Annotated in this window: 15 protein-coding genes; 9 read left to right on the forward strand and 6 right to left on the reverse strand. The window is 74.2% G+C overall.

Annotation, left to right across the window (positions count from 1 at the left end; translation table 11 throughout):
• Nucleotides 1–2: 2 nt before the first annotated feature.
• The 5 genes from IRY44_RS24205 to IRY44_RS24225 are packed head-to-tail and all read left to right on the forward strand — an operon-like array spanning nucleotide 3 to nucleotide 5,608.
• Nucleotides 3–1,574, forward strand: coding sequence for an amidohydrolase (locus IRY44_RS24205; RefSeq protein ID WP_194802509.1), 1,572 nt, complete (start codon nucleotides 3–5; stop codon nucleotides 1,572–1,574).
• The gene (locus IRY44_RS24210) at nucleotides 1,571–3,130 is read left to right on the forward strand and encodes a lysine 5,6-aminomutase subunit alpha (protein WP_194802510.1); all 1,560 of its coding nucleotides are present in this window, start codon (nucleotides 1,571–1,573) and stop codon (nucleotides 3,128–3,130) included. The genes IRY44_RS24205 and IRY44_RS24210 overlap by 4 nt, the downstream gene beginning before the upstream one ends.
• Nucleotides 3,127–3,882 (forward strand): OAM dimerization domain-containing protein, encoded by a 756-nt coding sequence (locus IRY44_RS24215; protein WP_030502414.1) that lies wholly within the window; start codon nucleotides 3,127–3,129, stop codon nucleotides 3,880–3,882. The genes IRY44_RS24210 and IRY44_RS24215 overlap by 4 nt, the downstream gene beginning before the upstream one ends.
• Complete coding sequence (locus IRY44_RS24220; protein ID WP_194802511.1) at nucleotides 3,879–4,271, forward strand: hotdog domain-containing protein; 393 nt, start codon at nucleotides 3,879–3,881, stop codon at nucleotides 4,269–4,271. Before IRY44_RS24215 ends, IRY44_RS24220 begins: the two co-directional genes overlap by 4 nt.
• A gap of 14 nt (nucleotides 4,272–4,285) precedes the next feature.
• Nucleotides 4,286–5,608 carry a glutamate mutase L gene (locus IRY44_RS24225; protein ID WP_370585001.1) on the forward strand — a complete coding sequence of 441 codons (1,323 nt, stop codon included), beginning with the start codon at nucleotides 4,286–4,288 and terminating at the stop codon, nucleotides 5,606–5,608.
• A gap of 417 nt (nucleotides 5,609–6,025) precedes the next feature.
• On the opposite strand, the gene IRY44_RS24230 is transcribed toward IRY44_RS24225, so the two are convergent.
• From IRY44_RS24230 to IRY44_RS24245, 4 genes are all read right to left on the reverse strand, one after another.
• Nucleotides 6,026–6,808, reverse strand: coding sequence for an ABC transporter permease (locus IRY44_RS24230; protein ID WP_194802513.1), 783 nt, complete (start codon nucleotides 6,806–6,808; stop codon nucleotides 6,026–6,028).
• Nucleotides 6,805–7,779, reverse strand: coding sequence for an ATP-binding cassette domain-containing protein (locus IRY44_RS24235; protein ID WP_194802514.1), 975 nt, complete (start codon nucleotides 7,777–7,779; stop codon nucleotides 6,805–6,807). Before IRY44_RS24235 ends, IRY44_RS24230 begins: the two co-directional genes overlap by 4 nt.
• Nucleotides 7,780–7,847: 68 nt before the next feature.
• Nucleotides 7,848–10,958 carry a BTAD domain-containing putative transcriptional regulator gene (locus tag IRY44_RS24240; RefSeq protein ID WP_194802515.1) on the reverse strand — a complete coding sequence of 1,037 codons (3,111 nt, stop codon included), beginning with the start codon at nucleotides 10,956–10,958 and terminating at the stop codon, nucleotides 7,848–7,850.
• A gap of 51 nt (nucleotides 10,959–11,009) precedes the next feature.
• On the reverse strand, nucleotides 11,010–12,326 hold the full coding sequence (locus tag IRY44_RS24245) for a low temperature requirement protein A (protein WP_194802516.1): 1,317 nt from the start codon (nucleotides 12,324–12,326) through the stop codon (nucleotides 11,010–11,012).
• Nucleotides 12,327–12,438: 112 nt separating this feature from the next.
• Between IRY44_RS24245 and lnt the strand changes: the two genes are divergently transcribed.
• The 3 genes from lnt to IRY44_RS24260 are packed head-to-tail and all read left to right on the forward strand — an operon-like array spanning nucleotide 12,439 to nucleotide 15,435.
• The gene (lnt, locus tag IRY44_RS24250) at nucleotides 12,439–14,028 is read left to right on the forward strand and encodes an apolipoprotein N-acyltransferase (RefSeq protein WP_194802517.1); all 1,590 of its coding nucleotides are present in this window, start codon (nucleotides 12,439–12,441) and stop codon (nucleotides 14,026–14,028) included.
• Between the two features lie 22 nt (nucleotides 14,029–14,050).
• Complete coding sequence (locus IRY44_RS24255) at nucleotides 14,051–14,842, forward strand: polyprenol monophosphomannose synthase (RefSeq protein ID WP_194802518.1); 792 nt, start codon at nucleotides 14,051–14,053, stop codon at nucleotides 14,840–14,842.
• A 53-nt stretch (nucleotides 14,843–14,895) separates the two neighbouring features.
• The gene (locus IRY44_RS24260; protein ID WP_194802519.1) at nucleotides 14,896–15,435 is read left to right on the forward strand and encodes an FxsA family protein; all 540 of its coding nucleotides are present in this window, start codon (nucleotides 14,896–14,898) and stop codon (nucleotides 15,433–15,435) included.
• 162 nt (nucleotides 15,436–15,597) lie between these two features.
• Here IRY44_RS24260 and IRY44_RS24265 read toward each other — a convergent pair whose 3' ends face one another.
• The gene (locus tag IRY44_RS24265; RefSeq protein WP_007070998.1) at nucleotides 15,598–15,939 is read right to left on the reverse strand and encodes an RNA polymerase-binding protein RbpA; all 342 of its coding nucleotides are present in this window, start codon (nucleotides 15,937–15,939) and stop codon (nucleotides 15,598–15,600) included.
• Nucleotides 15,940–16,162: 223 nt separating this feature from the next.
• Between IRY44_RS24265 and IRY44_RS24270 the strand changes: the two genes are divergently transcribed.
• Complete coding sequence (locus IRY44_RS24270) at nucleotides 16,163–17,644, forward strand: peptide MFS transporter (RefSeq protein WP_194802520.1); 1,482 nt, start codon at nucleotides 16,163–16,165, stop codon at nucleotides 17,642–17,644.
• Between the two features lie 6 nt (nucleotides 17,645–17,650).
• On the opposite strand, the gene IRY44_RS24275 is transcribed toward IRY44_RS24270, so the two are convergent.
• The gene (locus tag IRY44_RS24275; protein WP_194802521.1) at nucleotides 17,651–18,241 is read right to left on the reverse strand and encodes a pyridoxamine 5'-phosphate oxidase family protein; all 591 of its coding nucleotides are present in this window, start codon (nucleotides 18,239–18,241) and stop codon (nucleotides 17,651–17,653) included.
• Between the last annotated feature and the right edge of the window lie 26 nt (nucleotides 18,242–18,267).

Genomic DNA, 18,267 nt, shown 5'->3' on the forward strand with positions numbered 1-18,267 from the left:
CCATGACGAACCCCTCGACGCTGTATCGCGGCGGAGTGCTGCACTGTCCGGCCGACCCGAGCGCGACGGCGCTGCTGGTACGGGACGGGCGGATCGCCTGGTTGGGAACCGACGCGGAGGCGCCGCGGGCGGACCGGGTGGTGGAGCTGGGCGGTGCGTTGGTGACGCCGGCGTTCGTTGACGCGCACGTGCACGCGACCGACACCGGGTTGGCGTTGTCGGGGCTGGATCTGTCGGCGGTGCGGTCGGCGGATGGGCTGCTGGAGGCGGTGTCGGCGTTCGCGGCGGGCCTGCCGGGTGACGCGGTGGTGCTGGGGCACGGCTGGGACGAGTCGGGCTGGGCGGACGCGACGTTGCCGGACGCCGCGGCGCTGGACCGGGCGGCCGGTGGGCGGCGGGTGTATCTGTCGCAGGCGTCGATCCATTCGGCGCTGGTGTCGGCGGCGCTGCTGGCTGCGTGCCCGCAGGTGGTGTCGGCGGCCGGGTACGAGGCGTCGGGGTGGCTGCGGCGCGACGCGCATCACGTGGTGCGGGCGGCGGCGTTCGCGTCGGTGACGCGGGCGCAGCGGGTGGCGGCGCAGCGGCGGGCCCTGGAGCACGCGGCGTCGCTGGGTATCGCGGCGGTGCACGAGTGCGGTGGTCCGGACATCTCCGACGAGGAGGACTTCACCGGGCTGCTGGCGATCTCGGGGGCGGGGGTGCCGGAGGTGTACGGGTACTGGGGTGAGCTACTGGGTGCGGCGAAGGCCCGGGAGTTGGGCGCGGTGGGCGCGGGTGGTGACCTGTTCGCCGACGGGGCGCTGGGGTCGCGGACGGCGCACGTGTCGGCGGCGTACCTGGACGGTGAGGCGGGGGCGTGCGGGCACGGGTACGTGTCGGCGGAGCAGGTGCGTGATCATCTGCTTGATTGTGCGGCGCACGGGTTGCAGGGCGGGTTCCACGCGATCGGGGACGCGGCGATCGGGACGGTGCTCGCGGGGTTCGGGCTGGCGGCGCGGTCGCTGGGTGTGGACCGGTTGCGGGCGGCCCGGCACCGGGTGGAGCACGCGGAGATCATGAGCAAGGCGTTGATCGCCGGGTTCGTGGAGTACGGGATCGTGGCGTCGATGCAGCCGGCGTTCGACAGGTTGTGGGGCGGCGCGGGCCGGATGTACGAGTCGCGGCTGGGGTTGGCGCGGTCGCTGGAGTCGAATCCGATGGGTGCGATGCACGGCGTCGGGGTGGCGCTTGCGTTCGGGTCGGATGCGCCGGTGACGCCGCTGGATCCGTGGGGGTCGGTGCGGGCGGCGGCGGCGCATCACAACCCGGCGCAGCGGATGAGTGTGCGGGCGGCGTTCGCGGCGCACACGCGCGGCGGCTGGCGGGCGGTGCACCTGGACAACGAGGGTGTGCTGGCGTTGGGGGCGCCGGCGACGTTCGCGGTGTGGGACACCCCGGCGGGCGTCGAGCGGGGGCTGCCGGTGGTGCTGGCCGAGGATCCGGAGTTGCGGGGCGCGGACGATCCGACGCCGCTGCCGGTGTGCCGGGCCACTGTGTTGCGCGGTGACGTGATCTATCAGGAAGGGTCTTCGTGACAGGGAAGCTTGGGCTGGATCCGGCGCTGGTGGCGCGGGCGCGGGAGTTGGCGCGCCGCGCCGGGCAGCCGGTGGTGGATCTGGCGCGTAGTCACACCACGGTGTCGGTGGAGCGGGCGGTGCTGCGGCTGGCCGGGGTGACCGGCGCGGACCCGGACGGTATTCCGTGGGTGAACCGGCTCGTGGACGCGGTGGTCGCGGACGTGGGGCTGGGGCACGGGGTGGCGGCGCCGGTGTTCGACGCGCTGGCGCGTGAGGGCGTCACGGATGTGACGTTGCTGGCGCAGAAGGCGGCGGCCGGGTCGGTGCGGTTCGCGCAGCCGTCGGGGAAGGCGGCGACGGCTGCGCGGCGGGCGTCGCGTAAGGCGGTCGCGGCGGGGATCCGCAGTATCGACCGGCGGCGCGCGGAGCGGGACCGCCTCGTCAAGCGGTTCGGGGATCCGGCGCGGCGGCCGTGGATCTACCTGATCGTGGCGACGGGTGACATCTATGAGGACATTCCGCAGGCGCAGGCGGCGGCGCGGGCCGGCGCGGACGTGATCGCGGTGATCCGGTCGACGGGGCAGTCGCTGCTGGACTACGTGCCGGAGGGGGCGACCCGGGAGGGGTTCGCCGGCACGTACGCGACGCAGGAGAACTTCCGGTTGATGCGGGCGGCGCTGGACGAGTCGTCGCGGGAACTGGGCCGGTACGTGCGGCTGACGAACTACGCGTCGGGTCTGTGCATGCCGGAGATGGCGACGCTGGCCGGGTTGGAGCGTCTGGACATGATGCTCAACGACTCGATGTACGGGATCCTGTTCCGTGACATCAACCCGATCCGTACGTTCGTGGACCAGCGGTTCTCGCGGCAGGTGCACGCGCGGGCGGGGATCATCATCAACACCGGTGAGGACAACTACCTGACCACCGCTGATGCGGTGGACGAGGCGCACACGGTGACGGTGTCGCAGTTGCTGAACGAGTTCTTCGCGCACGAGGCGGGGCTGGCGGACTGGCAGCTGGGGCTGGGGCACGCGTTCGAGATCAACCCGGATGTGCCGGAGTCGTTCCGGTTGGAGCTGGCGCACGCGTTGCTGGCGCGGGAGTTGTTCCCGGACGCGCCGTTGAAGTGGATGCCGCCGACGAAGCACATGACCGGGGACGTGTTCCGGGGCAACCTGCTGGACGGGTTCTTCAACCTGGTGGGCACGATGACCGGGCAGGGGATTCTGCTGGTGGGGATGATGACCGAGGCGGTGGTGACGCCGTGGTTGTCGGACCGGGACATCGCCCTGCAGAACGTGCGGTACGTGCTGGGCGCGGCGGGCGGGTTGCACGAGGACTTCGTGCCGGCGCCGGGCGGGTTCATCCAGGAGCGGGCGCACCGGGTGCTCGGTGAGGCGGTGGACCTGCTGGAGCGCATCGGGGACCAGTCGTTGCTGACGGCGATCGCCGAGGGCACGTTCGGGATCATGAAGCGGCCGGCGGACCGCGGGAAGGGCCTGTCCGGGGTGGCGCGGCACGAGGCGGACTACTACAACCCGGCCACGGAGATCCTGGAGCAACCCTCATGAGCGAGAAGACGGTCGTGCGGCCGTACGGGGACACCACCGGTGACGGCATGGTGCAGGTGTCGTTCACGTTGCCGGTGCCGCACGACAAGCGGGCCGAGGGCGCGGCGGTGCAGCTGGCAAACAAGATGGGCATGGACCCGGCGATGCTGGTGCACGCCAAGCCGATCGGTGACGGGTTCACGTTCTTCGTGGTGTACGGGCGGGTGAACCACCTGGTGGACCTGGCGAAGGTGCAGGTGGTGGAGCGCGACTATCCGCTGCTGTCGGCCAAGGAGGTCAACGCGGTGGTGAAGCGGCAGTTGCGCCGCAAGCTGTCGGTGGTGGGCGCCTGCATCGGCACCGACGCGCACACCGTGGGCATCGACGCGATCCTCAACGTCAAGGGCATCGCCGGCGAGAAGGGCCTGGAGTACTACCGGGAGCTGAAGGTCACGAATCTGGGCGCGCAGGTGAGCGTGCCGGAGCTGGTCGAGGCGGCCCGGCGGGAACGCGCCGACGCGGTGCTCGTGTCGCAGGTGGTGACGCAGCGCGACGCGCACCTGCACAACACGCGGGAGATGTCGGCGGCGTTCCGGGAGGCGATGCCGGCCGGGCGGCGGCCGCTGCTGATCGTCGGCGGGCCGCGGTTCGACGAGACGATGACCGGTGAGCTGGGCGTGGACCGGATCTTCGGCCGTGGCACCACCCCGGGTGAGGTCGCCAGTTACCTCGTCCACGCTTTGATCACCTCCAGGAAGGCGAACGTCGCATGAGCGATCCGCGTGTCGGTCTGACAGTCACCCACCGCCGGTATGTGCCGTACTCCCACGCCCACTACGCGGGCAACCTGGTCGACGGGGCGTACGCGCTGGGGTTGTTCGGGGACGTGGCGACCGAGGTGTGCATCCGCACCGACGGCGACGAGGGGTTGTTCGCCTCGTACGCCGACGTGCAGTTCCGGGCGCCGATGAGGGCCGGTGACGTGCTGGAGGTGACGGCGACGGTGACCCGGGTGGGCACCCGCAGCCGCACCATCGACTTCGCCGCGACCGTGGTGTGCCGGGGCCGCCCGGACAGGGGCGAGTCGGCCGCCGAGGTGCTCGACGAGCCGATCGTGGCGGTCACCGCGACCGGCACGGTGGTCGTGCCAAGTCCGGCGTGAGCCCGAGGAGCGTCGTGTGCGCCGATGTCGGGTCGACGTACACGAAGGCCGCGGTGGTGGACCTCGACGGCGGCCGGCTGGTCGCGGCGGCGTCGGCGCCCACCACGGTGGGCACTGACGTCCTGCACGGCCTGGACGCCGCGGTCGGCGCGGCCACCGCGTCGGCCGGGGTCGCTGAGGTTCCCTGGTACGTGTGTTCGTCGGCCGGGGGTGGGCTGCGCCTGGCGGTGGTGGGTTACGAGCCGCTCGTGACCGCTCAGGCGGGCCGGCGGGTCGGTCTGTCGGCGGGCGCGAACGTGGTGCACGTGGCCGCGGGTCGGCTCGCCGGGGCGGACGTGGCGGCGTTGCGGGCGGCCCGCCCGGACGTGGTGCTGCTGGTGGGCGGCACCGACGGCGGGGACGCCGAGACGGTGACGCACAACGCGACGCGGCTGGGGAAGGCCCGCTTGCGGGTGCCGGTGGTCCTGGCGGGCAACGCCGACGTGCGCGACGAGCTGCACGCGCTGCTGGCCGGTGCGGGGGTGCCGGTGACGGTGGCGGACAACGTGCTGCCCCGCATCGGGGTGCTGGAGCCGACGTCGGCGCGGGCGGCGATCCGGGAGGTGTTCCTGCGGCACGTCATCGGCGGCAAGAAGCTGTCCCGGGGTACCCGGTTCGCGCGGCTGGTCCGCGCCGCCACCCCCGACGCGGTGCTCACCGGCGTGGAGGTCCTCGCCGGCACGCTCGGCGGTGACCTCGCGGTGGTGGACGTGGGTGGGGCGACCACCGACGTGTACTCGGTGCTCACGCCCGACGAGCGGGACAGCGGCCCCAGTCAGGAGGTCGCCGGGACGCTGTGGCGGGCCCGCACCGTCGAGGGGGATCTGGGCATGCGGTGGAGCGCGCCGGGTGTGGTGCGCGCCGCGGCCGAGGAGCGGCTGCTGGACGCGGCCGAGGAGGCGCAGCTGACGGTCGCGGCGGCGGTACGGGCCGCCGACCCGGGGTTCCTGCCCGCCGGTGACGGTGAGCGGGCCGTGGACCGGCGCATCGCGGCCCTCGCCGCGACTGTGGCGTTGCGGCGGCACGCGCGTGGTGCGGCGACGGGGGAGCGGGCCGGGCGGGACCTGCGGGAGGTGAAGCTGCTCGTCGGTTCCGGCGGGGTGCTGCGGCACGCCGACCCGGGCGACGCAGCGGCGGTGCTCGACGCGGTGCTCACCGACCACGCCGGCGGGTGGGCGTTGCCGCGGGCGGCCCGCCCGGTCGTCGACGTGGACTACGTGCTGGCCGCCGCGGGGCTGCTCGCCGACGACCATCCGGGTGCGGCGGCGGCCATGCTGCGGCACCACCTCGGCGCCTGAACCGGCCTCACGAATCGAGACGCGCCGACGCGACACGCCGTGTCGCAACACACGACAGGCCCGGGTGGGTTGACAGCGGCGGGGGTCTACGCCGTACCGTCTTTGAGTCCTACCACGGGAAGCGGCTGTTGTTCGCTTCGTCCCTTCGTCCGCTGGCCGAGCGACCGGAAGGTTGCGGCGGCCAGGTCCAGCGGGCGGGGGTCGGCGGGGCGGCGCGAACCGGCCGCGGTTACCGGTGTACGGGCAGGATGAGAGGCACGGCCAGTAGACAACGGCCAGGCGGGGGCAGCCAGTCCACGTCGGGTCGGTCCGAAGGTCGGCGCCGATCGTCTTCGCCCCACCGGCCGGGAAGGGCCTGGGAGCATCGGGGCGCGGCTTCGGCCGCGCCCCGATTTCATCCCCCCGATGGTCCCCGTGTCAGCGGCCCAGCCGCCGGTAGCGGCGCACCGCCGCGGGGGCGGCCACCGCGATCAGCGCCAGCGGCCAGGCGATCGCCAGTTCCAGCGCGTGCCGGGCCGGCCATGAGTCGCCGCTCAGGCCCGGGTTGCCGAACAGGTCCCGGGCCGCCGCCACCGTGGCCGACAGCGGGTTCCAGGCGGCGATCGCGCCCAACCAGTCCGGCATCAGCTCCGGCGCGACGAACACGTTGGACAGGGCGGTCAGCGGGAACGCCAGCGGGAACACCACCACCGCTACCGTGTCCGGGTTCGGCACGAGCAGCCCGAACAGGATTCCCACCCAGGTCATCGCGACGCGCAGCAGCAGGATCAGCGCCACCGCGGCCAGTGCCGGGCCGGCGCCCTCGCGCCACTGCCAGCCGACCAGCAGCCCGCACACCACCAGCGTGGTCATCTCCAGGCAGGCCCGTACCAGGTCGGCGCCGGCGCGGCCCGACAGCAGCGCCGAACGGGCCATCGGCAGGGACCGGAACCGGTCCACCACGCCCCGGCCGGCGTCGGCCGCGATCGCCGACGCGGTCGCGCCGAGCCCGTAGAGCATCGTCATGACGAACACGCCCGGCAGCAGGAACTCCCGGTAGCTGCCGTCGCCCGGCACGGACATGCCGCTGCCGAACACGTAGCCGAACACCAGCACGAACATGATCGGCAGGCTGAAGTAGATGATGATCTCCTCGGGGGCGCGGACCACGTGCCGCATGTTCCGCCCGGCCATCAGCCATCCGTCGGTCAGCGCCCTCACGACGCCACCCCCACCCGCTGTGCGTCTGCGTGGCCGCCGGTGAGCCGCAGGAACGCCTCGTCCAGTGTGGGACGGCGGACCAGGACGTCGTCCACGGCGATCCCGGCGTCGTCGAGGGCCCGCAGCACGGCGGTGAGCACGGCGATCCGGTCGGCCACCGGCGCGTCCACGCGCCGCAGCTCGACGTCAACAGTCGCGGTCGTGCCGGTGGCGCGTTCCACGACGGCTGCCGCCGCGGGCAGGTCCGCCGCGTCGCGGACCACCAGTTCCAGCCGGTCGGCGCCGATGCGGGCCTTCAACCGCTCCGGGGTGCCCTCGGCCACGACCCGGCCGGAGTCGATGACGCACACCCGGTCGGCGAGATGGTCGGCCTCCTGCAGGTACTGGGTGGTCAGCAGCACGGTGGTGCCGTCGTCGACCAGTTCCCGCACCGCCGTCCACAGGCCGTTGCGGCTGCGCGGGTCCAGGCCGGTGGTCGGCTCGTCGAGGAACAGCACCCGCGGCGGCACCACCAGGCTGGCCGCCAGGTCCAGGCGGCGGCGCATCCCACCGGAGTAGCCGCCGGCCGACCGGTCGGCGGCCTCGGTCAGGCCGAACCGGTCCAGCAGCTCGTCGGCGCGGCCGCGGGCCCGGCGCGCGGACAGCCGGCGCAGCCGCCCGAACAGCACCAGGTTCTGCCGTCCGCTGAGCACCTCGTCGACCGCCGCGTACTGCCCGGTCAGGCTGATCGCCTCACGAACCCGGTCCGGTTCGGCGGCGACGTCATGCCCGGCCACCCGGGCCCGGCCGGCGTCGAAACGCAGCAGCGTGGTGAGGATCCGCACCGCCGTGGTCTTGCCCGCCCCGTTCGGGCCGAGCACGCCGTACACGGTGCCGGCCGGCACGGCCAGGTCGAAGCCGTCCAGCGCGGTGGTGCGTCCGTACGTTTTTCGTATCCCGTCGGCCAGTACGGCCGTCGCGTCGTCGGTCATGGCGGTCAGCGTCACCGGCGGCGCTGACCGGGCGCGTACCGCGCGCGCACCGGGCGGCGCCGCGCCGGTCAGCGCCCGTCGACCAGTGCCAGCGCCCGCTGCCGGGGCAGGTCCGCACCCCGGGCGTACGCGGTGGCGAACGCCGCCTCACCCAGGTGTTCCCGCAGCTCGGCGGCGGTGGGTGTGCCGGCCGGGGCGTCGGCCGCGCCGGTGCCGGCCAGCAGCGCCGCCGCCGCGCCCAGCAGCCGGGCCGCCGACTCGGGATCGCCGTCGCGCAGCAGCGGCCCGGCCAGCCCGTCCGCGGCGGCGGCCACCACCGGCACGTCCCACACCCCGACACCGGCGGTGAGGACCTGCCGGTAGTGGGCGCGGGCCCCGGCCGGGTCGCCGGTGGCGTCGGCGAGCTGCCCGAGCGTCACCAGCGCCGCGAGCCGCACCACATCGGCGCCGAACCAGCCCGACGGGCACTCCGCGACCGCCCGCTCGCACAACGTCCGCGCCCGCTGCGGGTCGCCGTCACGGCGGGCGATCTCGCCGAGCCCCAGGTACGCGGCGGCGACCAGCTCCGGCGCGCCGGCCGGCCCGGCGATGCGCCGCACCCGCCGGAAGTCCTCGGCCGCGCCGGTCAGGTCACCGGCGGCGAGCCGCCCGTCGGCGCGGGTCCGCAGCAGTTCCGCCAGGTCCAGCGTGGAGCCGAGCTGCTCGGCCAGCTCCAGCGCCTCCGCCATCGGCGCGGCCGCCGACGCCACGTCACCGGTGCGGTAGGCCGCCTCGGCGTGGGTGGACAGCGTCACGATCATGCCCCAGCGGTCGTCGAGGGCCCGGAAACCGGCGAGCGCGCCGTCCAGGTCGGCGTGGGCCTGGGCGTGACGGCCGTGCAGCAGGCTGACCATCGCGGTGCCCAGCAGGCCCAGCGCCCGGCTCCACGGGTCGGCGCCGAGCAGCCGGTCCCGGACGGCCTGCTCGTGCAGCGCCGCCGCGTCCTGCGGCGACGGCGGGCCGCTGGCCATGCCGGACAGGTAGAGCAGGAACGGATGCCGGGGCGGCCGAGCCAGGGTCCACAGGATCCGCGACGCGACGTCCACGTCGCCGCGCTCGCCGCCGCCGGCGAGCGTGGCGACCAGCAGGGCCAGCGCGTACTCCTCGGCCAGGCCGTCGGGCGGGCCGCCGAGCCGGTCGACCAGCCGCCGGGCCAGCGCCGCGCCCTCCCCGCGCAGGCCCCGCAGCCACCAGTAGAACGCCAGCGCCGCGACCAGCCGCAACCCGGTCGCGGTGTCCGCGTGCCGCAGCGCCGCGTGCAGGTCGTCGCGGGCGGCGTCGAGGCGGCGCAGCCACCGCTCCTGACCACCGCCGCGCAGCGCCGCGTCGCCGGCCTGTGCCAGATCCAGGAAGTACGCGGCATGCGCGTCGCGCACCCGCCCGGTGTCGCCGTGCTCGGCCAGCCGGGCCGCCGCGAACTCGCGGATCGTCTCCAGCATCCGGTAGCGCCCGCCGGTGGCCTCCACCAGCGACTTGTCCACCAGGCCGGTAAGCACGTCCAGGACGTCACCGGCGTCCGGCGCGCACACCGCCTGCACGGCGGCCAGGTCGGCGGCGCCGGCGAACACGCTCATCCGGGCGGCCAGCCGCCGCTCCGGCTCGTCGAGCAGGTCCCAGCTCCACCCGACGACCGCCTCCAGCGTGCGGTGGCGGGGCGCCGCGGTGCGGTCGCCGCGGCGCAGCAGCCGGAACCGGTCGTCGAGCCGGGCCGCGACCTGCGTCACCGGCAGGGCCCGCAGCCGCGCCGCGGCCAGCTCCAGGGCCAGCGGCAGCCCGTCGAGGGTACGGCAGATCCGCAGCACCGCCGGGGTGGTGGCGTCGTCGAGGGTGAACCCGGGCGACACGTCGGCGGCGCGGTCGGTGAACAGCCGCACCGCCGGGTACGCGGCAGCCGCCTGCGGCGCGGCCGGCCCGTCCGGGGCGGGCAGCCCACCGACCGGGCACAACGCCTCGCCGGTGAGGCCCAGCGGTTCCCGGCTGGTGGCGAGCACCCGCAGTCCGGGCGCGGCGGCGAGCAGCCGGCCGGCCAGCCGGGCCGCGTCGTCGATCACGTGCTCGCAGTTGTCCAGCACCAGCAGCAGCCGCCGGTCGGCCAGCGCCGCCACCAGCCGGCCGGTCAGGTCGGCGGGGCCGCCGGGGGTGCGCAGGGCGGCGTCGCGCAGGTCCAGCGCGGCCAGCACCGCGGGCGCGACCGGCGCGCCGGTGGCCACGGCGGCCAGCTCCACCAGGCACACCGGCCCGTCGCGGCCGGACGCGACGGTGGTGGCCAGGCGGGTCTTGCCGGCGCCGCCCGGGCCGTGCAGGGTGACCAGCCGCGCCGCGCCGAGCAGTTCGTGCACCCGCCGTAGCTCCGGTTCCCGGCCGACGAAGCTGGTGAGCGGGCTGGGCAGCCGGACGGCCGGCGCGGGCTCGTCGCGCAGCAGCGCCGTGTGCAGGGCGGCCAGTTCCGCCGACGGGTCGGTGCCCAGTTCCTCGGCCAGCACCCGGCGGGCATCGGCGTAGACGGCGAGTGCCTCGGCGCGGCGGCCGGCACCGTGCAGGGCCCGCATCAGCTGCCCGTACAGCCGTTCCCGCAGCGGATGCGCCGCCACCAGGTCCCGCAGCTCGGCGATCAGCGGCGCCCCGGCCGGCGCCAGCGCCAGCTCCGCCTCGACCCGGTCCTCGACCGCGGCCAGCCGCGCCTGCCGCAGCCGGGCCGCCTCGGCGTCGGCGAACGGCGCGCCGGTCACGTCCGCGAGGGGTTCGCCGCGCCACAGCCCGAGCGCGTCACGCAGCAGGGCCGCCGCGCCGGCCGGATCACCGGCGGCGAGCGCCGCCCGCCCGGCCGCGGCCAGCCCGGTGAACCGGTGCACGTCGACGCGCTGCGGGTCGACCGCCAGCCGGTAGCCGGCCGGACCGAACTCGATGTGCGCGTCCGGCAGCAGCCGCCGCAGCCGCGACACCTGCGACTGGAGGGCGTTCGCGGCCTGTTCGGGCGGCCGGTCGCCGTACACGCCGTCGACGAGGCGCTGCGGCGCCACGGTGCGGTCCGCGTCGAGCAGCAGCAGCACCAGCAGCGCGCGCAGCCGCCCACCGGCGACGGGCAGCACGCTGCCGTCGGCCGCGTACGCCTGGGTCGCGCCGAGCACACCGAACCGCATGCGCCCGATTGTCGCCTGTCGCCGGCACCGCCCACACTCCCCACCCGCCGGTCACAGGTGACGCCGACGCCATTCGGACTGCTCCCGCTCGGCGGCGACCTGCTCGTCCAACGCGGTCCGGCGCACCTGACGACGCCAGGGATCACCCGCGCGCAGACCGAACAGCACCAGGAAGACGCTGACCGCCGCCAGGATCGCCAGAGCGGCCACCACCGGCAGCCGGCCCGCCCACGGCAGCCCCACCGCCAGCACGAGCACCACACCGGTGGCGACCGCCGGAATCCGGCCGGTCGCCCGCACCGCCAGCGCCAGCAGTCCCAACATGTAGATGACCACCCCGGCGAACAGCACCCGGCTGTCCAGCTCGGCGGCGTGTTCCCACCAGGGATCGCCGTGCGGGTGGGAGATGACGGTGAGGTAGCGCTTGAGCCCGAGGGCGAACAGGATGATCCCGGTGATCAGCGGCAGGTGCAGGTAGGCGTAGGCGTCGCGGGCGAGCGCCGCCCGTGCCCGGACGTCGCGGGTGCGATGCAGCCGCTGCTCCAGCGCGGGTGCCAGAGTGTCGAAGTACAGCCACCACAGGGACGCGATGATGGTGACGCCGAGCACCGACGCCACGATCACCGGCCACGTGGCCGGCAAGCCGGCGCTCAGCTTCGGTCCCAGCCCGAGCGAAATGATCGACTCGCCGAGCGCGATGAGCAGGATCAGCGCGTACCGCTCGGCCCAGTGGGCGGCGGACACGACTGTCAGCCCGGCGCTGGGGGCGAGTCCCCCGGAGGTGTACTCGATGCAGACCGCGGCCAGCCACAGCGCCAGCGGCAGCCACCTCCCCCAGGGCTGCTGGGGTGACTCGGGCAGGGCCTTGGTGGAGAGGATCAACGCCACGCTGGTCAGCGGTGGGAGACCGAGGCGCAGGGCGGTCCGTCCGCGGCGGCTGCTGCGGGCCAGGAACACCAGCACCTGGGCCGCCCGGATGATGAGGTAGCAGCAGGCGAACAAGACCAGACCGGGCGGACCGGACTGCTGCTGCGCCGGCTCCTCGGCGAACGCCGACGGTGTGCTCAGCGTCAGCACGAACAGCGCGGCCACCGTCACCGCGCCGACAAGCGGCATCACCCCCTGGTCGGTGCGGACGACGTTGCCCAGGGCGGCGAAGGACACCCAGCACCACCACAGCAGCAACAGCAATGCCAGCCCGGCCAGCAACGACCTGCCGCTCAGGGTTTCGGAGAGGACGTTGGTGACGTTCAGGAACGCGAACACGAACACGAGGTCGTAGAACAACTCCACCCGGGTGACGCGCGAGCCGGGCGCGGTCGGCAGGACACGGCCCCGTCCCCGCTCAACGCTCATGCTGCCGAGCATGGCAGCGGGCCCCGCCCGACGCGGCGCTGTTGTCCGATCGGTGGCACAGGGGTGCGGGCCGACGACCGGTACGGGCGGGTAGCCTTCGGCCCGTGACCGTGGGGAGAAGCCGGTGACGACGCTGGAGCAGGAGCAGTCGCGCACCATCGCCGAGGGGGCGCGTCCCCTGCCGCTGACGCTCGCCGTGCCGGCCGCCGTGCTGGCCGGGCTGGCGCTGCTGCTGGCGTTCCCACCGTACGGGATGTGGCCGCTCGCGCCGGTCGGGGTGGCGTTGCTGGCCGCCGCGGCGCACCGGCGCCGGCTGCGCGCCGGCGCGGGACTGGGCTTCCTGACCGGGGTGGCGCTGTTCGCGCCGCTGCTGGAGTGGACGAACCTGCACACCGGCTACCTGCCGTGGGCTCTGCTGTCGCTGCTGCAGGCCGCCTATCTGGCGCTGCTGGGCGCCGCCACCGCCTGGGTGTCGCCGCTGGCCGACCGGCACCGGGCGTCGTGGCCGCTGCTCACCGGTGTGCTGTGGGTGGGGCAGGAGGCGCTGCGTGACCGCACCCCGTTCGGCGGGTTCCCGTGGGGCCGGCTCGCGTTCAGCCAGGACACGTCGCCGCTGCTGAAACTCGCCGCGCTCGGCGGCGCTCCGCTGGTCACGTTCGCCGTCGCGGTCGCCGGTGGGCTGCTGGTCACCGCCGCGTGGCGGGACTGGCGGCGTGCGCCCGGGCAGTGGCGGCCGGTCGCCGGGCTCACCGCCGCGCTGGTGGCGCTGCTCGCCGCCGGCACGGCCGTGCCGACCGGGGTACGCGGCGCGGGCGACACCGTCACCGTCGCGATCGTGCAGGGCAACGTGCCGCGCCTCGGGCTGGACTTCAACGCCCAGCGGCAGGCGGTGCTGAACAACCACGTCGACGCGACGCTGGAGCTGGCGCGGCGGGTCGCCGAGGGCGGCCAGGACCGTCCGGACGTGGTGGTGTGGCCGGAGAACTCCAGCGACATCGACCCGCTGCGCAACCCGGGCGCGGGGGAGCGGATCTCCCAGGCCGCCGACGCGATCGGCGCGCCGATCCTGGTCGGCGCGGTGCTGGTCGGGCCCGGGCCGGGTGAGGTGCGCAACGCGGGGCTGCTGTGGCGGCCGGGCACCGGCCCGGATCTGGACCAGGTGTACACGAAGCGGCATCCGGTGCCGTTCGCCGAGTACGTGCCGCTGCGCTCCATCGCCCGCAAGGTCAGCTCCCAGGTCGACCGGGTCCGGTCCGATTTCGTAGCCGGTGACCGTCCCGGCGTGCTGAACACCGGCCCGGCCGTGCTCGGCGACGTGATCTGCTTCGAGGTCGCCTACGACGGCATCGTCCGGGACACCGTCACCGGCGGCGCGCAGCTGCTGGTGGTGCAGACGAACAACGCCACGTTCGACGTGGCCGAGGCCCGCCAGCAGCTGGCGATGGTGCGGCTGCGGGCCGTGGAGCACGGCCGGGCCGCGTTGATGGCATCCACTGTCGGTGTGTCCGGGTTCGTTTCCCCGGACGGGCGGGTAGACGGTGCGACCGGGTTCAACACCGCCGCGGTGGTGGTGCGGCAGATGGAACTCGGTGACGGGCGTACCCCGGCGACCACGGCCGGGGTGTGGCCGGAGGTGGCGCTGACGGCGCTGGCGGTCGCGGCCCTGGCCGGCGCGGCCGTGCTGCGCCGCCGCCGGGAGGTCGCTCCCGGCTGAGCCGACGAGAGGCGGTGCGACGGTGGGCGTGGCAGCCGACAGGCGGACGGTCGGCCATCCCGGGGTGGGGCGGGTCCTGGTGGTCATCCCCACCTACAACGAGGCCGACAACGTCGGGCGCATCGTCGCCCGGGTACGCGAGGCGGCACCGGCGGTGGACGTCCTCGTCGCCGACGACAACAGCCCCGACGGCACCGGCGCGATCGCCGACACGATCGCCGACGGCGACCCCGGGGTGCACGTGCTGCACCGGGCCGGCAAGGAAGGACTCGGCGCGGCCTACCTGGCCGGGTTCGCCTGGGCGCGCTCCCGCGGCTACGACGCGGTGGTGGAGATGGACGCCGACGGCTCGCACGCCCCGGAGGATCTGCCGGCGCTGCTGCACGCCGCCCGCGACGCCGACGTGGTGATCGGCTCCCGGTGGACGCGCGGCGCGCGGGTGCTGAACTGGCCGTGGCGGCGGCTGCTGCTGTCCCGGGTCGGCAACCTGTACGCGCGGCTGGCGCTGGGCATGCCGGTCAGCGACGCCACCGGCGGCTACCGGGTGTACCGGTCCAGTGCGCTGGACGCGATCGACCTGGATTCGGTGCGGTCCCAGGGGTACGCGTTCCAGGTGGAGCTGTCGCGGCTGGCGCACCGCGCCGGGGTCCGGATCGTGGAGGTGCCGATCACGTTCGCCGAGCGGGAACACGGCGACAGCAAGATGAGCCCGCTGATCGTGGCGGAGGCGTTGTGGCGGGTCACCCGCTGGGGGGTGCGGGACCGCCTGGCGACCGCTCCTGCCCGCCCGGACGCGCTCGCGCGCTGGCCTTGAGCGAGGGCGTGTCATGCTTGAGGGGCGTGATGACCCCGGGCTGATGAGGTGAGATGCGCCGAGGACTGAAGTACGTACCACCGGCCCTGCTGCTGTTCGCGCTGCTGGAGCTGACCGTTTTCGTGCTGGTCGGCCGGGCCGTCGGGTTCGGCGCGGCGGTGCTGCTGGTGTTCGGGGCGTCCCTGCTGGGGCTGGTGCTGCTGCGCCGCGAGGGCATGCGGGCGTGGCGCGGTTTCCGCGCGGCGGCGCAGGCCGGCCGGCCGCCGGGTGCCGAGGTGACAGACGGCCTCGTCGGTCTGCTGGGTGCGCTGCTGCTGGCTATGCCGGGCCTGGTCAGCGGCGTGGTGGGCCTGCTGTTGCTGGTCCCGCCGCTGCGCCGGCTGGCCGGTGGCGGGGTGCGCCGGGCCACCGAGCGGCGGGTGTCGTCGATGGTCGCCGGTGACCTGTTCGGGCCGCGCCGGGTGCGTGTGTACCGGGGTGCGCCGCAGCCGACCCCGGAGCCCGCTCCGGCCCCGTCGCCTGGTCCCGTGCCGTCGCCGCAGCCGGTCACCGACCCGGGCAAGGCCATCGAGGGCGAGATCGTCGACCGCTGACGTGCGCCCCGCCACCCCGCTCGCTTGATCGACACCAGTTCGGGGAGGTGGCGGCATCAGAGCGCGTGCGATACCGCCACCTCCCCGAACTGGCGGGGCTTCGCCCGGGCAACGACAACGCCCCCGGGTGATCCCGGGGGCGTTTCGGCGCGTTACGGACGGTCAGGCACGACCGCGGCGGGTCCGGACCTCCTGGAGCCGCTCGGCGAGGATGTCCTCCAGCTCGGCGATCGAGCGCCGCTCCAGCAGCATGTCCCAGTGGGTACGCGGCGGCTTGGCCTTCTTCTGCTCCGGCTCGGTGCCGTCGACCAGGCGGGCGACGCTGCCGTCGAACTTGCACTCCCAGGTCGTCGGGACCTCGGCGTCGACGGCGAACGGCACCTCGAACTGGTGGCCCTTGGCGCAGAGGTACTCGCGGGTCTGGCGCGGCGCGAGCTCCGTGTTGCGGTCGGACTCGTAGCTGACCGCTCCCAGCCGGCTACCGCGCAGCATGCGCTCGCCCATGATCGACTTCCCCTCGTTCGTGGTGCTGGTCTTCAGGTGTAACGGCCGGTCACCGCTCGCCCATTCCCGGCCCACGCGGCAGGGCCGTACGCGGGTCGGGAGTGTCAAGGGTAACCGGCCATGACAGCTGCCCGGCGGGGTCGTCCCCGGCCGGGCCGAATCGGTGGAGTGTTTCGCCTGTCAACGGGGATGTTACCCACCTGTTTGCGTGCCGGAGGTGACGATGAGCAGTGACGCGCCGGTCGGGGCCCGACCACCAGCCGGGAAGACCTTCTTCGGTCACCCCCGCGCGCTGTCCACGCTCTTCCTCACCGAGATGTGGGAGCGGTTCAGCTTCTACGGCATGCGGGCGATCCTCGTGCTGTACCTGACCGCTGCGGTCGCCGACGGCGGACTGGACCTCGGCGAGTCCAGCGCCAACGCGGTGTACGGCACCTACAACGCCATGGTCTACCTGATGGCGCTGCCCGGCGGCTGGGTCGCCGACCGGCTGATCGGCGCGCGGCGCAGCGTGCTGTGGGGCGGCGTGGTGATCGCCGCCGGTCACTACGTGATGGCGATCCCTGCCGGGTGGAGCGTGTTCGCCGGCATGGCGCTGATCGTGCTCGGCACCGGCCTGCTCAAACCGAACATCTCCACCATGGTCGGTGACCTGTACGAACGGGACTCGCCGCGCCGCGACGCCGGGTTCTCCATCTTCTACATGGGCATCAACCTGGGCGCGTTCATCGCGCCACTGATCACCGGCTTCCTCGGCGAGAAGATCAACTGGCATCTGGGGTTCGGCGCCGCCGCGGTCGGCATGACCTTCGGCGTGCTCCAGTACGTGCTGGGCCGCCGCAACCTCGGTGACGCCGGCGCGCGTCCGGCGGACCCGCTGCTGGGCGCCGACCGGCGGCGCGCGCTGACCCGCATCGGCGTGGCATCGGTGGTGGTGCTCGCCGTCCTGCTGGTGCTGCTGGTGGCCGGCTGGTTCACCGTCGACACGGTGGTCAACCTGCTCACAGTGGTGACGGTGCTGGTCACCGTCGGCTACTTCGCGCGGATCCTCACCGACCGGGAGATCAGCGACACCGAACGCAGCCGGATGAAGGCGTACGTGTGGCTCTTCCTGTTCGCCGCCTCGTTCTGGCTCATCTACGACCAGGCCGGGTCGGTGCTGAACATCTTCGCCGCCGACCAGACCGACAGGTCGGTGGGCGGGTTCACGTTCCCGGCGTCCTGGTTGCAGTCGGTGAATCCGATCCTCATCATCATCGGCGCGCCGCTGGCCGCCGCGCTGTGGCTCAAACTCGGCCACCGGGTGTCCACGCCCACGAAGTTCGCCGTCGGCCTGGTACTCAACGGCCTGTCGTTCGTACTGATGGCCGCCGCCGCGCAGGCCGCCGTCGGCGGCGACCTGGTCTCACCGCTGTGGCTCGTCGCGGTGTACGCGGTCCAGGTCGCCGGTGAGCTGTCCCTGAGCCCGGTCGGCCTGTCCGCCACCACGAAACTCGCCCCGGTGAAGTACGCGAGCCAGATGCTGGGCCTGTGGTTCCTCGCCACCGCCGTCGGCGACGCCATCGGCGGCCAGGTGGCCCGGCTGGCCGGCACGTGGTCCCAGCCGGTGTACTTCCTGACCTTCGGGCTGGCCTCGGTGGTGCTGGGCCTGGCCGCGGTGATGTTCACCCGCCAGATCCGGCACCTGATGGCCGGCATCCACTGACCGCGCTCAGCCCGCCGGGGTCGGCGGCAGCGGCAGCGGCAGGCCGGGCAGCCCGTCGATGCTGGTGGCGACGTGGTCCTTGCCGGCGAAGTATGCGCTCAGCGACGCGTCGTCCTCCCGGGAGAACCGCCGTTCGTGCAGGTCACGGTCGGCGTCGTAGGTCATGAACGGCACCGCGTAGCCGCAGGTGTCGCGGACCAGCTCGGCGCGCACCACGATGATGGCCCGCAGGCCGTGCGGGCCCGGGTCGATGTCCGGGAAGCGGGTCAGCAGGCCGGGCCAGCGCGGGTCGTCGCGGAACACCGGCTCGCCTCGGCCGTGCACCCGCACGATGTTCGGCGGGCCGGCGAACGCGCACCACATCAGCGTGATCCGGCCGTTCTCCCGCAGGTGGGCGATGGTCTCGGCGTTGCTGCCGGCGAAGTCGAGGTACGCCACGGTGTGCTCGTCGAGCACCGCGAAGCAGCCGCGCAGCCCCTTCGGGGACAGGTTGACGGTGCCGTCACCGGACAGCGGGGCGGTGGCCACGAAGAACATCGGCTGCGCCTCGATGAAGTCCCGCAGCCGGCCGTCGATGCGCTCGTACGTCTTTCCCATGCCCCGATCCTCGCCGCCGGCCCGGG

Source organism: Micromonospora sp. ANENR4 (assembly GCF_015354395.1).
Taxonomy (GTDB): Bacteria; Actinomycetota; Actinomycetes; order Mycobacteriales; family Micromonosporaceae; genus Micromonospora; species Micromonospora aurantiaca.